The sequence below is a fragment of the Elizabethkingia occulta genome (genome assembly GCF_002023715.1).
GTDB lineage: Bacteria > Bacteroidota > Bacteroidia > Flavobacteriales > Weeksellaceae > Elizabethkingia > Elizabethkingia occulta.
Genome location: NZ_MAHX01000018.1, coordinates 217,332 through 236,795, shown reverse-complemented (window position 1 = coordinate 236,795; position 19,464 = coordinate 217,332). Strand labels below are relative to the sequence as shown.

At 35.7% G+C, this 19,464-nt stretch carries 15 protein-coding genes, 2 pseudogenes and 1 riboswitch; of the genes and pseudogenes, 3 read left to right on the top strand and 14 right to left on the bottom strand.

What is annotated here, in order from left to right:
* Nucleotides 1–6 precede the first annotated feature (6 nt).
* The 5 genes from BAZ10_RS15115 to BAZ10_RS15095 form a co-directional block, all read right to left on the bottom strand.
* Nucleotides 7–1,062, bottom strand: a complete 1,056-nt coding sequence (locus tag BAZ10_RS15115; RefSeq protein WP_078772735.1) for an efflux RND transporter periplasmic adaptor subunit — start codon at nt 1,060–1,062, stop codon at nt 7–9.
* 227 nt (nt 1,063–1,289) lie between these two features.
* Nucleotides 1,290–1,871, bottom strand: coding sequence for a helix-turn-helix domain-containing protein (locus BAZ10_RS15110; protein WP_078772734.1), 582 nt, complete (start codon nt 1,869–1,871; stop codon nt 1,290–1,292).
* A gap of 57 nt (nt 1,872–1,928) precedes the next feature.
* The gene (locus tag BAZ10_RS15105; RefSeq protein ID WP_078772733.1) at nt 1,929–2,174 is read right to left on the bottom strand and encodes a heavy-metal-associated domain-containing protein; all 246 of its coding nucleotides are present in this window, start codon (nt 2,172–2,174) and stop codon (nt 1,929–1,931) included.
* Nucleotides 2,175–2,298: 124 nt separating this feature from the next.
* Nucleotides 2,299–4,722 carry a heavy metal translocating P-type ATPase gene (locus BAZ10_RS15100; RefSeq protein WP_078772732.1) on the bottom strand — a complete coding sequence of 808 codons (2,424 nt, stop codon included), beginning with the start codon at nt 4,720–4,722 and terminating at the stop codon, nt 2,299–2,301.
* An 84-nt stretch (nt 4,723–4,806) separates the two neighbouring features.
* Nucleotides 4,807–5,370, bottom strand: a complete 564-nt coding sequence (locus BAZ10_RS15095) for a helix-turn-helix domain-containing protein (RefSeq protein WP_078772731.1) — start codon at nt 5,368–5,370, stop codon at nt 4,807–4,809.
* A 260-nt stretch (nt 5,371–5,630) separates the two neighbouring features.
* On the opposite strand from BAZ10_RS15095, the gene BAZ10_RS15090 reads away from it, so the two are divergent.
* A complete protein-coding gene (locus tag BAZ10_RS15090; protein WP_078772730.1) occupies nt 5,631–6,224 on the top strand; it encodes an HD domain-containing protein in 594 nt (197 codons plus the stop codon).
* Nucleotides 6,225–6,287: 63 nt separating this feature from the next.
* Here BAZ10_RS15090 and BAZ10_RS15085 read toward each other — a convergent pair.
* The 8 genes and pseudogenes from BAZ10_RS15085 to BAZ10_RS15050 all read right to left on the bottom strand — a co-directional run bounded on the left by BAZ10_RS15085 (nt 6,288) and on the right by BAZ10_RS15050 (nt 14,320).
* A pseudogene (locus BAZ10_RS15085) lies at nt 6,288–7,621 on the bottom strand (GH1 family beta-glucosidase).
* A 356-nt stretch (nt 7,622–7,977) separates the two neighbouring features.
* The gene (locus BAZ10_RS15080; protein WP_078772729.1) at nt 7,978–8,376 is read right to left on the bottom strand and encodes a hypothetical protein; all 399 of its coding nucleotides are present in this window, start codon (nt 8,374–8,376) and stop codon (nt 7,978–7,980) included.
* A 158-nt stretch (nt 8,377–8,534) separates the two neighbouring features.
* Nucleotides 8,535–8,972, bottom strand: a complete 438-nt coding sequence (locus tag BAZ10_RS15075) for a low affinity iron permease family protein (RefSeq protein ID WP_078772728.1) — start codon at nt 8,970–8,972, stop codon at nt 8,535–8,537.
* Nucleotides 8,973–9,051: 79 nt separating this feature from the next.
* The gene (locus BAZ10_RS15070) at nt 9,052–9,561 is read right to left on the bottom strand and encodes a hypothetical protein (RefSeq protein ID WP_078772727.1); all 510 of its coding nucleotides are present in this window, start codon (nt 9,559–9,561) and stop codon (nt 9,052–9,054) included.
* Nucleotides 9,562–10,101: a hypothetical protein gene (locus BAZ10_RS15065; RefSeq protein WP_078772726.1), complete on the bottom strand. Its 540-nt coding sequence runs from the start codon at nt 10,099–10,101 to the stop codon at nt 9,562–9,564. It abuts the gene before it with no gap.
* Complete coding sequence (locus BAZ10_RS19100) at nt 10,098–12,860, bottom strand: COG1470 family protein (RefSeq protein ID WP_078772725.1); 2,763 nt, start codon at nt 12,858–12,860, stop codon at nt 10,098–10,100. The genes BAZ10_RS15065 and BAZ10_RS19100 overlap by 4 nt, the downstream gene beginning before the upstream one ends.
* On the bottom strand, nt 12,853–13,653 hold the full coding sequence (locus BAZ10_RS15055; RefSeq protein ID WP_078772724.1) for a WxL protein host-binding domain-containing protein: 801 nt from the start codon (nt 13,651–13,653) through the stop codon (nt 12,853–12,855). The genes BAZ10_RS19100 and BAZ10_RS15055 overlap by 8 nt, the downstream gene beginning before the upstream one ends.
* An 88-nt stretch (nt 13,654–13,741) precedes the next feature.
* Entirely contained in the window at nt 13,742–14,320 is a 579-nt protein-coding gene (locus tag BAZ10_RS15050; protein WP_009091631.1) for a hypothetical protein, read from the bottom strand.
* Nucleotides 14,321–15,037: 717 nt separating this feature from the next.
* Between BAZ10_RS15050 and BAZ10_RS19285 the strand changes: the two genes are divergently transcribed.
* Together BAZ10_RS19285 and BAZ10_RS15045 are read left to right on the top strand one after the other, a co-directional pair.
* Nucleotides 15,038–15,265, top strand: a complete 228-nt coding sequence (locus BAZ10_RS19285) for a hypothetical protein (protein WP_245803831.1) — start codon at nt 15,038–15,040, stop codon at nt 15,263–15,265.
* A gap of 15 nt (nt 15,266–15,280) precedes the next feature.
* Nucleotides 15,281–15,835: pseudogene (locus BAZ10_RS15045) on the top strand (class I SAM-dependent methyltransferase); the annotation flags it as partial.
* Nucleotides 15,836–15,966: 131 nt separating this feature from the next.
* Here the strand turns inward: BAZ10_RS15045 and BAZ10_RS15040 are convergent.
* Nucleotides 15,967–18,711 (bottom strand): TonB-dependent receptor plug domain-containing protein, encoded by a 2,745-nt coding sequence (locus BAZ10_RS15040; RefSeq protein WP_078772723.1) that lies wholly within the window; start codon nt 18,709–18,711, stop codon nt 15,967–15,969.
* A 391-nt stretch (nt 18,712–19,102) separates the two neighbouring features.
* Nucleotides 19,103–19,198: riboswitch (SAM-I-IV-variant riboswitch) on the bottom strand.
* Between the last annotated feature and the right edge of the window lie 266 nt (nt 19,199–19,464).

Genomic DNA, 19,464 nt, shown 5'->3' with positions numbered 1-19,464 from the left:
GATGGGTTATTTTTTTACGACAGCTTGTACCGGAGTACCATCGCCAACACGAAGCATATTGGAAATAACAATGCTGTCGCCTGATTTTATACCGGAAGTAATGATTGCTTCTGTTTCGGTTCTGTTGCTTATGACTACCGGTGTAGGTTTAGCTATACCGCCTTTTATCACAAATGCATTATAGCCTTTTTCTCCGGGCATCAATGCTTCGGTAGGTATCATAACACCTTTTGTGCCTTTCTTTTCGGTACTGAAATATACTTTAACAGATTCTCCAGGCCGGAATTTCCCACCACTGTTACTCGCAATGGCTTGCACCTGAAGGCTTCTGTCTTTAGCATCCAGTCCAGGTTCGGTAGCTGTAATGCTGGCACTGTACTGTTCTTCAGACAATCCTGTACTGAATTTAATTGGTGTTCCGGATGTTATTAGTGGCAAGTACCTTTCAGGAAGTGTAAAGCTTATTTTTATACTGCTTTGGTCCTGAAGATTTACTAATGGTGTTCCAGGGGGTACATAGGCGCCTAGATGTACTTTTGTAATACCTGCCTTCCCTGAAAATGGAGCCCGGATAACGGTTTTTGCCAGCTCTGTCTGTAGGTAATCCTGTTGTGCTTCGAGGGAAGTGAAACGCATAAAGGCTTCATCATACTCCTGTTGTTTCACGGTTTCGGTCTTCAGTAGGTTAGCCATACGTTCTTTATTTAGCCGTGCAAGTTTAAGCTCTGCCTGTACCTGTCTTAGCCGTGACCTAAGGTCAGCGTCATTGAGGGTGTAAAGTATAGCTCCCTGACTTACATAGCCACCGTCTTTGAAGGCTACTTTGGTTATCTTTTGTGCAGTTTCGCTCACAACTGCTACTTCACGATGAGGCATTATAGTACCTACAAAGATTTCTTGCTGGTCTAATGTCTGCTCCTGTGCTACAAGAATATCTACTGGTAGCTTTCCGGCAGCAGGAGCTTTAGCTTCTTTTTTAGGTTTACTATCACAAGCTGCGAGTAGTACGCCTAGTAACGGAATTAATATTCCTAATTTGGGTGTGTGGTATTTGTAAAACATTGTCTTTTTTTTAAGTTATGCAACAAACAATTGATTTTATTGACAAATATATACTTGGTAGTATTCAATTTTTTTGCATAATTACAGCGATGTGTTGTAAAATTTATTTAAGAATAAACTTTATGAACTAGAGAAAAACCTGTATACATTTGCATACAGGTTCAAAAAGAATTTATGGAAATTGATAAAGAAATACTTTTGATCTTAAAAATTTTAACTAAAGCTTATTAAGTGTTTTTTTGTGACTGATTATCTAAAATAGACATCTTGTCCTGTCTTATTTGTTTGTAGTATGAAGAGGTAAAACCTGTATGTTTTTTTAACTGATTAGAAAGATGCGACGGACTGCTGTATCCCATGGAATATGCAATGTCAGACAAAGACTGATCAGTATAAACCAATAGTTCTTTAACCTTTTCAATTTTTTGGTGAATGATATATTTCTCAAGAGTAAGTCCTTGTATAGATGAAAATAAAGAACTTAGAGAATCATAATCTTTATGAAGTATACTGCTAATGAGTAAAGAAAATTTTACAGGTATACCAGTATTAAGCTGTTGCTGAATACCATCTTTAACGATAATTTTAATTTCTTTAATTATTTTTTCATTTTTATCATATAATAAATCAAAACCATGTTTATTTAGCATGGACCTAATAACCATTAAATCAGGTTTTGCAGTACTTTCACTATTGATAACAACACGTCCCAACTGTATATTCAGTACTTCATAACCAAGATTAGACATCTCGTGATCCAACACATAGATGCATCTGAAGCATACCATTCCTTTTATTAATAGTACCATGATCTAACTTCATATTTTTTTTAAATTTCGGGAGCACATTGTACTCCCGAAGTTAGATTAACTTGAGTAATCGTCGGATTCAGTAGCCCGAAAATTAGGACTATCGTAATTGCTTACCTTATAGCCTGCTTTTTCAATTGCATTAACTAATTCCTTTATTTCCGCACTATCAATGGAAACAGATAGTTTCCCTGCTTCCATGTGTTGAACTTCAATGCCATTAATTGTTTTAATAGCATTATTTACCGTTTCTTGGCAATGTGCACTTTGCATACCAGGTATGCTTAATTCTAATTTTTTCATTTTGAATTGCTTTTATTGTTATACAAAGTTCAGTACAATCAGGTATTTTATTATTACATTTTTTCCTCAGTTGTTTATGATATTTACTGATTATTAGGTTAACAGGAATAAAAACGCTCAATGTTTATCTTTTCCATTTTAGGCGTAAACTGTTACTTACCACGCTTACACTACTCAAAGCCATTGCTGCACCAGCTATCATAGGATTCAGTAAAAAACCATTAACAGGATAAAGAATACCTGCTGCTATTGGCAGACCTATAAGATTATAAATAAATGCCCAGAACAAATTTTGTTTGATGGTAGCAACCGTCTGTCGGGATAATTTTATAGCCTGAGGTATTTTGGTCAGATCAGAAGAAATAATAGTCATCTTCGCTACATCCATTGCAATATCGCTTCCTTTACCCATTGCTATACTTACATCTGCTGTTGCCAATGCAGTACTATCATTAATTCCGTCACCAACCATTGCCACTACCTTCCCTTGTTGTTGCAATTCTTTTACAAAATTTGCTTTATCCTGAGGCATTACTTCAGCTTTATAATGTTTTATACCAGTCTGTTTTGCAATAGACTTGGCGGTAGCTTCATTATCACCCGTTAGCATGTATATCTCTATACCTTTATTTTGCATTTCTTTAATAGCTTGAGCCGATGTTTCTTTAATTTTATCAGATATAGCCAATACTGAAAGAGCCAGCTTACTGTTGGCAAACCATATAACAGTTTTTGATTGATTGCTCCATTCATCAGCTTGTTTTAAAAGGTCTTTTGTAATAATTATATTATTTTCTGTCAGAAATTTTTTGTTCCCTACCAAATAAGTTTCGTTATTATGATCAGCTTTTGCTCCTTTACCAGTAATACTTACGAACATTGAAATAGGAGTGGTTGCAGTATCATTAAGATATTTTACAACAGCTTCAGCCAGTGGGTGCTCGGACTGTTTTTCTAGACTCAGTAAAATATTTTTAGCGGTATCGTCATTATTATACCATTTGATACCAGTTACCTGTGGCTTCCCTTCGGTAATAGTTCCCGTTTTGTCCAATACAACAGTATTTATTTTTTTTGCCAGCTCAAGGCTTTCAGCATCTTTTATAAGAATACCATTTTCAGCACCTTTTCCCACACCAACCATAATAGCTGTAGGAGTAGCCAATCCTAATGCACAAGGACATGCAATGACCAGTACAGTAATAGCTGCAAGCAATCCTTGTACAACAGCATTTTGCCCTCCCCAAACAAGCCATAAAATAAAGGTAAGTATAGCAATACTAATTACTGTAGGAACAAAGATACCTGCAATCTTATCCACCAGCTTCTGAACGGGGGCTTTACTGCCTTGTGCATCCTGTACCATTTTGATAATCTGAGCTAGCATCGTTTCTTTACCTACTTTTACAGCTTTAAATTGAAAACTACCTTTTTGGTTTATGGTACCGGCAAATACTTTTTCATTTTCCTTTTTTAGCACCGGAATAGGTTCTCCACTCAGCATGCTTTCATCCAAATAGGAATTTCCTGAAGTAACTATTCCGTCGACTGCAATTTTTTCTCCGGGTTTTACCATAATGATATTACCAACTTCTACCTCTTCTATAGCCATTTGTCGCTCTGTACCATCTTCTTGTATCACAATAACATTTTTGGGTTGTAATCCCATTAATTTCTTTATAGCTGAAGATGTATTACCTTTGGCCTTTTCTTCTAATAATTTTCCTAATAAAATAAATGCAATAATTACAGATGCTGCTTCAAAATAAACATGAGCATGTAAACCTCTTTGGTGCCAGAAGTCTGCAAATAGCATATTGAATACGCTGAATATATAAGCAATGCCTGTACTTAGTGCCACCAACGTATCCATATTAGCTGATTTATGTTTTACCTGTTTCCATGCATTTACAAAAAAGTCTTTTCCCAACCACAATACAACTGGTGTAGAAAATAGCCACATAATTGGATTTGCGTAAGGTATTTCCATAAAAAACATACCGATAATCACCACCGGTATTGATAGTAGTACAGCCCACAATGTTTTCTTTTTCAATAGTCTGAATTTCCGGGTATGAATAATCTCCAGAGTTTCGTGTTGTGTAGATTCATCTTCAATCAACAAATCGTAACCACCAGATAATACTGCTTTTTGAAGCTGTATAGTGTTGGTCATATTGGGAAGATATTCTACACTCAGATTTCCTGTAGCAAAGTTTACAGAAGCATTAACGACACCAGGTTCATTTTTTACAATATTTTCAGCACTACTTGCACAGGACGCACATGTCATCCCTAAAACAGGGTAGCTAGCTTTAGTTGTGATAACATTATAGCCAAGATTCTTAACACTCTTTACGGCGGCATCTTCAATCGCTTCGTTACTATTTACTGTTATAAAAGCTTGTTGGTTGTTTAGCTCTATTTTTTGGCTTTCTGTGTGTTTTACTTGGTCCAGTTCTTTTCCTACAATTAATGCACAATGTTGACTCTCTACATCTTCTGAAGGATTATATATTATTCCCTTATTACTATTATTGGTTGTCATTCCAGATTGTTTTTACAATGCAAAGTTGACAAGAATCGATAGTATGATTATTGTGAAATTAAGGCGTTGATTTGTAAGATTTACTTATATTTTGTCTAGTGGTTTTCTTTTATCTTCACGAATTTTTTTGAAATGACTAGGAGTAAGTCCGGTTACTTTACGAAATTGGTTGCTTAGATATGAAATGCTCGAATAGTTTAGGCGAAGGGCTATCTCACTTAAAGTCAGTTCATCATATACCAGTAATTCTTTTACTTTTTCAATTTTCTGAGCAATAAAATATTTTTCAATAGTAGTACCTTCTACTTCAGAGAAAAGATTAGATAAATAATTATAGTCATGATGAAGGATCTCACTCAGAATATCAGACAAATTATTTTTTATATTATTGTTTTGGTGGTGTACCAAATCAATAATAGTGTTTTTTATCTTTTCTATAATTCTGCTTTTTTTATCATCTATGATCTGAAAGCCGAATAAAATCAGTGAATTTCCTACTGCATTTTTTTCATCAGAAGTTAATTGATTGGCAAGCGTAACTTCACCTAGCTTTATATATTTAACTTCCAGTCCGAGTTTTTCTAATTCGTTCTGAACAACAATGATGCAACGATTACAAACCATATTTTTTATAAACAAAGTACTCATATAAATGTTCAGTTTAAATTAAAAAATTATATATTATCATATTTTCTTAGTAACAAATGTACTATTAAAATTTAATAGGCTGATGTTTAAGCGTTATTTTCATAAAATACATGTTATTTTTTATAAAATGGAGAAAATGTAAATTTTGTATTGCAAGATTCCCTATTTACTTAAAATCATAATCTGGTTTTGTAATTTAAATAAGTAGTATAAGATCCACTATCTTTGTATAGTTATAGAATATAAATACCCGCTTATACATGCTTCCGGATACACTGCTCAAACAAATAGACTTTATAAAAGAAATTGACAAGCTCAAATACATTCAGCGCAGAACAAAACTGTTCAATAGCGACCGCAATGAGAATGATGCGGAACATAGCTGGCATCTGGCTATGATGGCGGTTGTATTAGCTGAACATGCTAATGAACCGGTAGATATACTGAAAGTTATCAAAATGGTTCTGATTCATGATGTTGTAGAAATAGACGCAGGGGATACCTTTATCTACGACACACAAAAGAATCACAGCAATACAGATGAAGAAAGATTGGCGGCTCAGCGTATATTTGGAATATTACCCGATGAACAGGCAAAGGAACTGATAGCAATATGGGAAGAATTTGAAGCTGGTGAAACAGCCGAAGCAAAATTTGCCAGAGCAATGGACCGATTGGAACCTCTGCTGCAAAATACTTCTAATAATGGAGGTACCTGGAATACACCGGGCGTGAATTATACTAAAGTATATGCTAAAAAAGTTGCCATTAAAGACGGAGCTGAAAATATATGGGAGTATGCGGAAGGTCTTATCAACGACAGTGTAGAGAAAGGTATATTAAGGAAGGAATAAGATTGCTTTCTCTAATGATTTTTCTTGGAAAAACTCAGTGTAATATATTACGGGCTTTCCGGGTTATTTAATAAAATCAGCATACCAGTGTCCCGATGCTTTTACAGTGCGCTGTTGGGTATGGAAGTCTACATGTACCAAACCGAATCTGGGATGGTATCCTTCCGCCCATTCAAAATTATCCAGAAAAGTCCATACAAAATAACCATTTACATTTATACCTTCCTGTTTTGCGCGCAGTACCTGCTGTAATATATTTTGAATATACTGCAGTCTTTTGGGATCATGTACTACATTGTTTTGTAATATATCTGAAAAGGCAGCACCATTTTCGGTAATAATTAAAGGTGGAATATTCTCGTAAGCCTGAAACTTCTTCAGAATATGATAAATAGATTCCGGATATACTTCCCATTCCATAGCTGTCAGTTCTACTTTTCTGTCCTTGGCACTTACAATTTTTGCATGCAGAAAAGGAACAAACATGGCATAACGGATAATCTCACGTGTATAATTTTGGATGCCAATAAAATCCATATCGAATTTTAGATCCTGCTCATCATTTTGTTTGATGTATTTCTCTATTCTTCTCAGAGTTTTAATTTCATTCACCGGATATCCCATACCCAGTAAAGGTTCTATAAATAATCGGTTAAGCAAAAGGTCTGCTTTTTTAGCAGCTTTAATATCTTTTTCCCGATTTGTATAGGGTTCAACATGTGAGCAGGAAAAAGTAGTGCCTACATTACTTTCAGGTTGTAGTGCTTTATGACTCTTGCTCCGTGGGCTTGCGCCAGAGCAGCATGGTGTGCGGCTGCTAAAAAACCTTCAATACTTTTTCTGCCGGGGGCATGTACACCAAAGAAGTAACCCGCAGCAGTAAATACTGTAGGTTCATTTAGTACCATCCAGTTTTTTACGCGATCTCCAAAACTCTTTACACAAATAGCAACATAGTCACCAAACCAATCCTTAACATCTCTGTTGGTCCAGCCGCCTTTTACCTCAAGGCTATGTGGTAAATCCCAGTGGTATAATGTAATCCATGGAATGATTTCCAATTCTAATGAAAGATCGATAAGCTTGTTGTAAAAATCGATTCCGGTCTGATTGATTTGGCCTGTACCTTCTGGCAGAATTCGGCTCCAGGAAACAGAAAATCTGTAATTGTGTATATTCATGCTGTGCATGAGGTACAGGTCATCTATATAGCGGTTGTAATGGTCACACGCAATATCACCTGTATGATTGCGGAATATTTTATTTCTTTTTTGTACAAATATATCCCATACAGAAGGGCCTTTGCCATCCTGATTATGTGCACCTTCTATTTGATATGCCGCAGTAGATACTCCCCAGATAAAATCTTTGCCAAAGGCTTCCTTTGTCAATAGCATCTATTCGGAGTGGTTTAATGACAACATCTGCATTCCTCTCATTCAGCCGTTTAATTTTTATGAAATTTCAACGGAGAATAAAATGAACTAAACTGTGTTAGAAACAAACGGAAGAATAGTCTTTGGAAGAAATGTACAATAGTTTTCATTGTGTTAATGTATTTGGTTACAATACTATATTCACTTTCTATTATAAAGGTACATCGTTTTAACTTACTGTATATTAATGGAATATTAAATTTGTGATTATAAGAAAATTTATAGACTTCTTATTTTGCAATTATATTTATTATAGGGTAATAGGCCTGAATAAAAAAGACCACCTAAAGTGGTCTTTCATTATAATTATTTAGAATTTAACGGTTACAATCTGCGGTCCAGGTTTGTCCGTCTTTTGTATAGAAAATTCTTAATTTATTGCTGTCAATTCTGATGTAAGAGGTATCGTTAGCTCCTATACTAACTAAAGTATTATCTCCCTTTTTTTCAAATTCAACACCATTCAGATCCGGAATTTTATCTGAAAAAGTAAAATTATATCTTGTTCCACTAGCAATTTTAGTCACGAATACGCTTCCGTTGGTATTGTTAATAGTGGTAGAGTTAGTATTGTTTCTATAAGATACATTTCCTTTATATGTTCCTGCAAAAAAATCGTTGTCAGCAGGATCATCACTTCGGCTGCAAGAATAGAAAGATACGATTGTGAAAGCTGTTAATAAAAAAAGTCCGGCTACTTTAAATAAATTTTTCATAATAATATTTTTTAGGTTAGACCTCTGTTAGTTTACAAATAAAATGCCAAGGACAGATGAATAATTGCTACATGCGTGTTAGTCGATGATTACAATGGTTTATAAAAATGAAAAATAGATATATTATCTTTTTTATAGAAGACAGAGTTTTAGGACAATTAATTATCCTGCTTCTTTATATGGTTTTTATTTGCAGCATCTATGGAGTGAGACTGATGGATATTAATCTCATTTTTGGTCATTTGTGCCAATGTTACGAAATACTGGTGTAGCTGGTCGAGTTCTTTTTCTGTAAGATCTTCTATATCTACCATTCGGTTGCTGGCATCCTTACTTGCTGCAATCAGCTCATTTAGTTTTAACTGGATTGCTTTACTGTCTTTATTTTGTGACTTCTGAATAAGGAAAACCATTAAAAAGGTAATAATTGTGGTTCCGGTATTGATAATCAACTGCCAGGTCTCTGAATAATTAAAAAATGGACCGCTTAAAAGCCAAATAATAACAATAGCCAATGCTATTGTAAAAGCAGAAGAACTGCCTGTAAAGCTGGTTGCCTTATTGGCAAATGTTTCAAAAAAAGCCTTGAATTTCATGGGAGAGGTGATTATGCGTTCAACAAAAATACAATTGCAATATACTTAAAATTAAATGCTTAATATTCTTGTGTTCTGCTTACGGAGCTGCTATAGTGAACTGTATTTTAGCTTTATAAGCAGCTGCAGGAACAGTAACCGATATGCCGGTAAGCCGAAGCTGTAAACCTATGTCTGTGAAGGAAGTTAGAGCTAACAGGGTGTGCACGCTAAAAAATGGAACATCTGACTGGGCTAACGAAATATAATCTGTACCCCCGGCTACAGAACACAGAACACAGAGAGAGGTTCCGTTATTCAGTCTTTTTACAGCTATACCTAACGAATTATTCCATGTTGGATCTGGTATATAACGGGCGGATATACTTGCTGAACTTAATAAAGCAGGAACGGTTACGGTTAGTGACATCTGAAAAGGTGATGCGGGGGATGTTTCGTAGGTTCCTAAATAATTGGTTCCGGCTTCAGTAATAGTTGGACTAACGGTCCAGTCTGTACCGTTTGCTATTATACTTTGCGCATTATAAAAACATCCTATTGTTATTAAAATTAGGCTGTATAGATATTTTGTGGAGATTGATACTTTCATTTATTCAGTAATGGTATAGGTAATAACGACGGTAGTATTGCTCTGAGCCTGAAGGTTGGCATAAATATTTGTTGTCAGCGATATGGTTAACTGATGGCCATTGTTTGTTCCGTTTCCGGTATATGCTCCTCCAATTCCGCTGATAATAGTCTGTGGAGTTGTGCTTAGTGTAATTTGTCCGGTCGGGGTTCCTAAAGTACCACCACCCAGACCAGTTGCTGCAGCTGCCTGTAGTCTGATATCGACCCCATCAACAGGCCCGTTAATAGAAGCAGTTACTTTTCTGGAGACTCCACCTGTTGCTATTGCCGAAGTGTAGTTAATCCATTTTGTAGTGTTGGCTGTCGGGTTAGTTAGGGGTCTTCCAGCCTCTGTAGGTGCTATGAAGCTTAGTGCAATACCTCCGGCCGGTTCTATATCCAAAAGGCTTACTATGGGCAAGTTTACAGATACCCATTTATTGGTTGAAACCTGTGAAAATATACCGCAGGAAGTATGTGTGAAGAAAATGACTAATATGTGGAATACTAATTTTTTCATTTTATTTTTTTACTACTATTGTATTCTACTTTTACAGGCTCCTGTTGAAATTTTATTTCTGTCTGTTGTTTTACAATATAAATATTGATTATTTTATTCTCAGCACTGTTCAGTGTAAATCTTAAATTTTCTGTGGCAATTTTGTACCGTTTGTCCAGACCATTTCTGTAAAGTCTTACGGTCCATTCTCCGGGACGCAGGTAGGTGAAATCAAAGTCTTCATTTATGCTACATATTTTCCGGTAGGTCTGATCACCATTGGTCGCTTCTACTACGATGCTTTCTTTTTTCTTTTTTTCCTGTGAAGAAACGAGAGGCGTATTTTCCTGTTGGCTCATATTACTTTGTTCATTTAGCCGGATATGACCTTTGATGTTTGCTGCATGGGTTAAGCCGAAATTGAATATATTTTCTTTATTGACGAGAGATACCTGAGCCGGAAAGCTAAGGTTTGGGATATCATTCATATCGGTAGTTGAGCGGTCTATTTCCAGATAGTAATCTCCTGGAACTATATTTTTAAAAGTGAAATTACCATTGATATCCGTCACAGAAAGATGATTGCCCAGCAGTAAACGGATACCACCTGTCTTCCTTACTCCCATGTTGCTTATATTTCCTGTAAGGATTGTGTATTCCGCTGTTTTTTGCACCGGAATATTCATCCGAAGGATGTAACGCAGTGAGAAAATAAAGTCCTTATCACCCAGTTCTCCACGTTGCAAGGCATATCGCCCGGAAATATCAAGTCCATGATTACGGGAAATTTGCTGATGAAAAAGTATTTCGAAAAGATTACGGTCTTTGTAGTATTCCTCCGGTATATAGTTGTTCTGATAAAAAAGACTCAGCGAGTTATACTGTGAAAGCCTGCTGGAAATCCTTGCACCGTAATAAATCTGCTTCTGATCTTTTTCCAGATAACGAGAGGTAGTACCATAGCTTCCAAATAGATTAAAAGTCGTTTTAAACTTCTCAAAACTAATATTAGCCGTATAGAAATTAGAATTGCCAGTAAAGTCTGTAAGATAATTGGCCGTTCTACCAAACTGTCCCTCCATATTCAAATTGAAAATACCTATTTGCTGATTAATACTTACCTTAAAGAACTTCTCATTGTAATTAAACTGTTTGTCTTTCAGGCGGTCTTCATAAGACTGAAAACCATTATAAAACATAATACTACCACTTTTCAGGTATCTAAAATTGATGCCGTATTGAAAGAATTTCCGATAAGGTGAGGCTAGTAATAATGTATCCCGTTGAAAGTTTTTGGCGTCCTGTATATAGCTTGCGGAAACATTTAGCCTTTTAGTAATTCTGTACTGAATATTCCCGTTGAGGGAATTAGTATTGTTAAAATAACCGGCAAAATGTGGACTTGCTTTCATATATAACAGGTTTCCGCTTATTTTTTCATAATTAGCCTGTGCCTGAAGTATGTAAGCGGTTCCGCTTGTTTTATTGGTAGAGCTATAGGCTGTTTCTGCCTGGATTTCTATATTTTTAAAAGGTTTGAATTTTGCAACAAGATAGGGGAGATGGGCTTTAGAGCTGAGATAGGTATTATTTGAATAATAATAGTTATTGATATCTGTTTGCGGTATTTTGTACAGGTATCCGGCTGTAATTTCTGTTTGTTTACCAAATCTGAACTGAGAGTATATATTGAATTCTTCCTTAATATCCCGAAAGAATCGCGGATGATTGTAAAAGCCGCCTAAAGATACTTTTTTAAAGTCGTAGCGTAATTCTGCTCCCCGTCCATAGCGGGCAAACTCGGTAAGAAAAGAAGAAGAAAATGTCTTATCGCCTAAATGAACAAAGAAATTCTGATTTTTATAATTAATATAATATTCTTCATATCTGGTAAATGCACTGAATTCAACAGGGTTGGGACTTACTGCCCGAAATTCAAGCATATCTTTATTTTCTTTACTCAGACTTCCTTTTCCTTGAATCTCACCCTGAAAGCCATTTTCGTAAATTCCTCTGTTGCGCATACCTATGAACGAAACGGCCGCAGACATCGGAAATCTATGATATACATCTTCTTCAATTGGTTTTATGGCAATAATCCGTGTACTGGTATAAGCGGTTAATTTTTCTTTAGAATAACCTGCTACAATAGCAGATAGACTTAGATTCTGATATTCATTCCGACCTAAAGAGGGATCTGTTTTTTTTATAATAGAGACAACCCGGCTTTCTCCGGATGCTAAAGAAAAAGAAGAATCTTTTTCTATTGACGAATCATGACTGCTTTCCAGTTTTATATTTTCTGTGGTATTTCCATTATTTTTTAAAAGAAAAGTAGCTGTAATATTTTCGCCAGCTCTAACAAACTCAGGAGTATTTAAAGTGCTGAGAGAAATGTTGCGTATACTGGTAATTGTAATGGCTACTGATCTTGTAAATCTGTTTTCAGAATTCTTCTCTGTTCCCTGTACAGACAAAGTATAAGAACCCTGCGGGGTTTCAGTAGCAATACGTATAGGAACTATATAAAGAGATTTACTTTGTGCCGGAACCTTTAATTCGTTTTGATTTATAATAGGAGTAATGTGTTTCTCTGATGTATTGGCCTGCAAACTATATATTTTGTCTTCTGTTGTATTGTTTTCTATAATAAAAGATACGGAAGTTGCTGTTCCCGGCACTAAACTATCATTTTGACTAATGGATTGCTGTGGTTGGAGTTGTGAATAAATAAGTGCCGGAAATAGTAAAATAAAATATGAGATAAGGTTTTTAATCATTCCTTATTTCTAGTTCTGTATTGAGAGCGAAGGCATTTTCGTTCTCATCAGTTGCAATAATCACTGCATTGTATTTGTCAGGTGGTATTTTACTGATATCTATATAAAAAGATTTGGAAGTTGTAGGCAACAAGCCCATTGGTATGCCGGTAAGGGTGCTGATCTTTTGACCGCTTTTGCTGTTGTATAACTCGGCGGAGACTGTAGGTTTGCAATAAATATTACCCATATTGGCAATGGCAATTTTCAACAGTCGCTTATTTTCCAAATGTTCCATTTTTATGCTCTCAAATTTAAGATCGGGTTTTATATTTTCGGTTCTGTAATCCGTGATTATTTGTATTGCATAACGAACTACCGAGGTAATATTTATTCCCATTTTTTTGTCACTAGGCTTTATGTCATCCACAGGCTCTACAATAAGAACGCTCCAATAACTGCCCGGTTGAGTAATTTTTTCAGGAACAATGATTTCATAATAAACTTCAGTTTTTTCCTTCCCTCTTAACGTGATGAGATTTGTGTTCAGTTTTATCCAGTCTGCATTTGTTTTTATATTCGTCAAAGGAGCAGTATAGTTCATACTACCATCGGATTTATAGCTGAAATCCTGCAAGTATATCTTTACATTTTGTGAAGCAATACCTGTATTTTCTATAGCAATTTTTCCCTTATAGATCTGGCCATTCTCTACTTTGTAATTGTGAGTGAGGCCATTAAGAACCACTATGCTTGCATGTAAAAAACCTAGTTGCATAACAAATGCAACAATATATAGAATGCGCTTTAGCATACGCTGAATATTAAATTAACGACATAAAAATTTTAGAAGAAATGGCTCTGGCAATTTCTTCTTAGTAATGTAACTGTGCTTCTGGCTGTTAGTTGTCTGAAATAGTATAGGTTACAATTGCTGATGCTGTTGCTGTCGCTTCCAGATCACTATAGGATGCTACAGAACCAACTGTACTACCATAGTTGAGGGCATAAGTAAGATTGTGTCCATTATTAGCACCATCACCTGTATAAGCACTTCCGATTCCTGATATAATGGTTTGGTCAGCAGCACTTAATATAAGCTGTGCGGAAGGTGTTCCTCTTGTTCCGCCACCTGAACCCGTAGCCGCCGCCGCAGTTACTTTAATATCTACCCCCGGAACCAATGCATTTAGTTTTACGGTAACATTTCGGGTAGGGTCGGTTTGAGATTTTATAGAGGAATAATTGAGCCAAAGTGTACTATTGGGACTTGGTGCGTTCAGTGGTAATCCTGCTTCCGTGGGGGCAGTAAATGCCAGTGTAAGGTTTTTACTGGCAGCAGGTTCTATATCTACTATAGCAACTTCAGGAATAGTTATTGCAATAGAGTGGTTGTCGAAATTTTTATCCTGAGCCTTTACATTCGCAGATAATGTAACAAGAACAATGGATAATGCTAAAGGGTAATTCAATTTTTTCATATTGTTTGTATTTGATTGTATTGTGAAGTGAATATAATTAATTTTTCATTAATAATTATTTTTTTTTGAATAATATATTTGTTTTTTACTTTATGTGTTGCTTATTGATGTTATAGTGGCATATTCTGGGTGAAAATGTGTTAATTTTTTTTTACAAAAAAAACATTCTGATGTTTTACTTGTCTGATAATCGTAGTTCTAAAGGATTTATACTATATATAGCAAATTGTCAACTTTTATTATTGGGATATAAAAACTTCCTAAAATGATGATACAGAAAGGTTATGTTGGAAATTATCCTTAATATTGCAGCATAATCGTAGTATAAAGCAGGCTTTTTCAGCCGCTTGAGATATACCTGAAAAGAATTTTAATACTAAAAATACCCATAAGGACATGCTAATTTAATTTCAATCAACTAAAATTTAGAGAGAATCTACTGTTAAATCTTATTGTTTAACAGAAGCATGGCTTAATAATGTAGTGATTGTGAAATTAGTTTCCGTTGTCCTGTTTTTCCTGTAGTTTATTATTTCAGTTATATGTTTTTTGATGCATCTGTATTGGAAAGTATAATCAATATTTTTCAGAATTTGGTATAACATTTTTTATCAGGGATTCACCATTACATATACTTGTTTTCACAGAAAATAACGCTGCTGTTTAAGCTTTGCATTTATGAGTAATTAAAATCAAATTTTAAAATTACATTATATAATGAAAGCGAATAATAGCAATAAATTAAATGAAAGTCATAATCAAAAAGTATGGGATCAGCTATCAAGTATGGACTGCGAATGGTTCAGACCTGTAAGTTCCGTAATTATTAACGCAGCTCGTGCCGGAAAATGGGAGGTACGTCTAACTCATGATCCATTACCAAAAGGCTGGTTGGATAATGTAATGGGAATGAAAATTCTGTGCCTCGCATCTGCTGGCGGGTAGCAGGCATCGGTTCTTGCTGCAGCAGGTGCTGAAGTTACTGTCTTTGATATTTCTGAGAACCAATTAGAAAAAGATCGTTTGGTTGCAGAGCGTGATCATCTTGATTTGGAAATTATACAAGGAGATATGCGGAATCTGAGTGTATTTGAAGATGAAGTATTCGATTGTATTTTCCATCCAATATCCAATCTGTATATTCCGGATGTACAGCCCGTGTGGAACGAATGCTTTCGAGTGCTAAAGCCTGGTGGAAAATTGCTTAGCAGTTTTTATAATCCGGTTTTGTTTGTTGCTGACCGTAATCCGGAATATCTGCAGCAAGGAGTGATAAAACCCCGATATAAAATCCCGTTCTCAGACCTTACGGATATTGATGAAAAGGCTCTGCAAGCTAAGAAAGAAAAGAATGAGGCTTTAACTTTTGGACATAGCCTGTCCCAGTTAATAGAAGGGCAGTTACAATCCGGATTTCTAATTAAAGGTTTTCATGAATCTTCTGCGCCAGTGCCCAGGTTCTTGATTGAGAAATATATGCCCGGTTTTTTGGCAACATGGTCTATAAAGCTGTAGGTCTGTACCCTAAGAAGTATATATTATATATAAAGAGTCTGTCTCTTATGTTTGCAAAGTCAAATGTAGGAGACAGACTCTTTTTTATTAATATGTGTTTAGATTAAACTCCAGATATAACTTTGAGTTTACTAAAAATCAAAATTAATGCGGGCAAACAGATAACGCCCGCCAATACCAAACTGAGAAACCTGTCTGGAAGTAAGAAACTGATTTCCGGCAGTAAGACTATTAATGTTGGGATTTTGTGTAGGCTGTACATTGAAAATATTATTGGCACCTACTGTTAACAAAACATTTTTGTTGAATTGATACCCGGCAGATAGATCTGTAACCAGCTTACCGCCCAATATTACGTGTTCATTAGGCCCTGTTATCCCATCCAGATTGGCATCTACAATATTGGCATCTGTAACCTTGCCAAAGTAAGCATTTCGTACATAGAAATTAAATTTGTTGACTTTTAAATTATGACCAAGAATAGCTTTGAAACGGGGAACAGCCTCTTCAAAGTATATTCTGTTTTCTTCAGAAAAATAGCTGTTTATTTGACTTTGCAGTTGCTCGGATGCTTTAATAGCGCCTACTTTTCTGGTTTGATTAAGATTAATCCCCAGATTATTTTCCAAAGAAATTCTGGGGGCAAATCGGGAACGCTGAGATACTGTTATATCTATTCCTTTGGTTTCTGTATCGATGGCATTAGCAAAAAAGTTTGCAGCTTCTGCTCCTACGGAATCAAATATCTGTTGCAGATTTCTCTCCGGAGTTCCGTTAGCAAAATTTCCTTGAGGTCTCGTGAATAAATCCGTAAGGACAACGCGATTATCAATTCGTGTAAAATAAGCATCTACCGTAAATAGAAGGTTTATAGAAGGTATTTTCCAATTGAATCCCGTACTTACTGATTTAGAAGTTTCCTGCTTCAGCTGAGGAATACCCAATTGTCTTGCTGCGTCCGAATCATTGCGGAACGTTCCTACCTGAGTCGTTTTTCCACCATTAATAAGAGTAGAAGTGGAGCTGTAATATAACTGTGCCAGAGATGGAGCGCGGAATCCTGTAGATCCGGCAAAGCGCCAATTAACCGTTGGAGAAATTCGGATATTGGAAGCGAGTTTGTAATTGAATGTTGAGCCAAAGTCTGTATAGTTTTCATAGCGAAGTGCTCCTTCCAGGAAAAGCCAATCTGTTGCTTCCAGCTCTGCGTCCAGATAAGCCGCTACACTGTTTCTTCCTTTGGAAACTTCATTTTCGGGGCGGTATCCCGGGAATACCTGTGCGCCGCCGGGACGTGCATTACCAAAAAAATCTGTAGGAATATCTTTTGTGGCTGTTTTTTCAGTAACCGGGTTTCCAAATATATCATATTGTTGATACGAATTTGCTTTTCCCGGAGTGATGCTGTATTTCTCGTGTCGATACTCACCCCCGAAGGCTAAGTTTAATCCTTTTAACACATCAAATTTTTTCTGAAAATCCAGATTTAATGTATTTTGAAGAAAGCCAAGACTTCCTGCTTCAAAATAAGTTGGGGAGTTTTGCAATAGCGAAGCATTAAGTGTATTAGCAACGCCAAATTTAAAATTGTTTTGACCAAAAGTATTGCTCAGATTAATATTCCAGTCATTCCATTTACCTTTTATTCCTGCTGCAAGAGAATAGTCATAAATAGTAGATTCTATTTGAGGCAGGAACCCATTTGGGTAAAGGCTTGTAACTGCTCTCGGATTGTTAGGAAAGCGATAAAAGCCACCTGCATTACCATTCCTCAGACTGTAGCCACCAAAAGAGAAGATTTTCCATTGATCATTGATTGGGACTTCTGTATTAAAATAAAGCTGAGCACTTCTTAATCGGGATTGTCCGATTCTCATGTTAAAGTCACTGCGTTCAAGACCACGATAAGCGAGTTCCTGAGTAGTGTAATCTTTGGATAGCAATTGCTGAAGGGCAGATATACTGTTAGCATTTTGAATCGCTTGTTTCTCTCCTGCAGAGAAATAATTGACCTTATTGCTGTACTGGTGTATATAATTAATAATCTGGTTTGTATCCGGTGTATTGTTGATGTTTTTGTACAGACCATCTATGTTGATATTGTCCTGTGCAGCGCGATAGGATATAGCGTTGTATCCATTAAAAAGGTCTGCTTGCTGCTCGCCTGCTCTTGAATAAGGATCACGGTATTGTAAAGATGAGGTGAAATTGATAAAGCCCTTTTTGCCAATTTTGGTACCATAGTTAAGGTCTAAGCCTATATTCTCACCATCCACACCACCAGTATGATTATTGGCAACAGAGGATGTATAACCTCCAAGATATACTTGTCCCGAAAAGCCCAATCGCTTTTTCAGTTCGAGGTTTATAACGCCTGCTATTGCATCGGAACCATATTGTGCAGAAGCTCCATCTCTAAGTACTTCAATCCTTTCTAAAGCAAAAGCAGGGATTGCATTCAGGTCGGTACCTACAGATCCTCTTCCGGGGGTTAGGGTAACATTGACCAGAGACGACTGATGTCTTCTTTTTCCATTAAGAAGAACAAGTACCTGATCCGGGCCTAATCCACGAATTTGTGCAGGATCTACGAAATCGGTTCCATCATTTACAGTATGAGAGGTAGAGGTAAATGAAGGGACAATAAAATTAAGCGTACTGGATACTGAATTTTGTGGTACTTCTTTCAGCGTTTTAGATAGTTCAATGATATCTACAGGTACTGGAGAATTTACAACTGTACGGCTGGAACTCCGGGTTCCGAGGAGCACAACCTCGTTTAATGTTTTAGCTTTTTGTAAACTATCCTGTGCAAAGTAAATAGCAGATACAGAAGTTAATGAAGTAATAATAGTTTTATGTAATAGTCGTTTCATAAAGTTGATAATAGTTAATAACTCTCCGGTATTTCAGAGCCGTTTTTTTATTGATGATTAATTGTAATGAAAGCCAGCATATATGAAATCAGGCTTTATGGGGATACCGTCATGAGAAACAGAATAGGTTTCCTGTAGTGATGATATGTAGCTTTGGATTTAATAGCAACAGCACATACTGTGCATCATCCCTTTTTCTTTAATTAATCTAAGAATAGTAATAGCGCTTAAAAGTAAGGTAACTGGTGTGAAGAAAATACAAGAATAGTAGGGTGCTATAAAAGCTCCTAAAAGTATTAACTCGGTAAACGGAATAATTAATCGAAGATTTCTTTTTTGATATTTCATTAATGTGTTTCATTTAACACAAGAACTCAACAAAATGAAAATAGAATACAACATTTTTTCCGAAATATCGGCTTATCTATTTCAGCACCTTGCTTGTTGTTGCAGGTTGCTACTTCTTTTGAAGTTCTTGATAATTATGATGCAAATATATTTCTTTTTTTGAAATAAAAATGCATCATTGAAATAAAATTATACTTTTTTGATAGTATTTAAGGTCTTTTTAATTTTTGGCTTGAATATCAGTGGTTTTAATATATTAAATTAATGAAAATATTATTAAAGAGAGATAGAGAAATACTTGAAATTCGTTATAATTTATTCACATGATTTAGGTTGCAGGTTGAAAATTTTGTGGCAAATTTTCACCGTGTTATAGATCATTAAAAAGGCCAGTACTTTTAAAAT

Bases quoted from the DNA above. Each gene is read 5' to 3' on its own strand.
- BAZ10_RS15115 (WP_078772735.1), bottom strand. From the start codon at position 1,062: ATGTTTTACAAATACCACACACCCAAATTAGGAATATTAATTCCGTTA.
- BAZ10_RS15110 (WP_078772734.1), bottom strand. From the start codon at position 1,871: ATGGTACTATTAATAAAAGGAATGGTATGCTTCAGATGCATCTATGTG.
- BAZ10_RS15105 (WP_078772733.1), bottom strand. From the start codon at position 2,174: ATGAAAAAATTAGAATTAAGCATACCTGGTATGCAAAGTGCACATTGC.
- BAZ10_RS15100 (WP_078772732.1), bottom strand. From the start codon at position 4,722: ATGACAACCAATAATAGTAATAAGGGAATAATATATAATCCTTCAGAA.
- BAZ10_RS15095 (WP_078772731.1), bottom strand. From the start codon at position 5,370: ATGAGTACTTTGTTTATAAAAAATATGGTTTGTAATCGTTGCATCATT.
- BAZ10_RS15090 (WP_078772730.1), top strand. From the start codon at position 5,631: ATGCTTCCGGATACACTGCTCAAACAAATAGACTTTATAAAAGAAATT.
- BAZ10_RS15080 (WP_078772729.1), bottom strand. From the start codon at position 8,376: ATGAAAAATTTATTTAAAGTAGCCGGACTTTTTTTATTAACAGCTTTC.
- BAZ10_RS15075 (WP_078772728.1), bottom strand. From the start codon at position 8,972: ATGAAATTCAAGGCTTTTTTTGAAACATTTGCCAATAAGGCAACCAGC.
- BAZ10_RS15070 (WP_078772727.1), bottom strand. From the start codon at position 9,561: ATGAAAGTATCAATCTCCACAAAATATCTATACAGCCTAATTTTAATA.
- BAZ10_RS15065 (WP_078772726.1), bottom strand. From the start codon at position 10,101: ATGAAAAAATTAGTATTCCACATATTAGTCATTTTCTTCACACATACT.
- BAZ10_RS19100 (WP_078772725.1), bottom strand. From the start codon at position 12,860: ATGATTAAAAACCTTATCTCATATTTTATTTTACTATTTCCGGCACTT.
- BAZ10_RS15055 (WP_078772724.1), bottom strand. From the start codon at position 13,653: ATGCTAAAGCGCATTCTATATATTGTTGCATTTGTTATGCAACTAGGT.
- BAZ10_RS15050 (WP_009091631.1), bottom strand. From the start codon at position 14,320: ATGAAAAAATTGAATTACCCTTTAGCATTATCCATTGTTCTTGTTACA.
- BAZ10_RS19285 (WP_245803831.1), top strand. From the start codon at position 15,038: ATGAAAGCGAATAATAGCAATAAATTAAATGAAAGTCATAATCAAAAA.
- BAZ10_RS15040 (WP_078772723.1), bottom strand. From the start codon at position 18,711: ATGAAACGACTATTACATAAAACTATTATTACTTCATTAACTTCTGTA.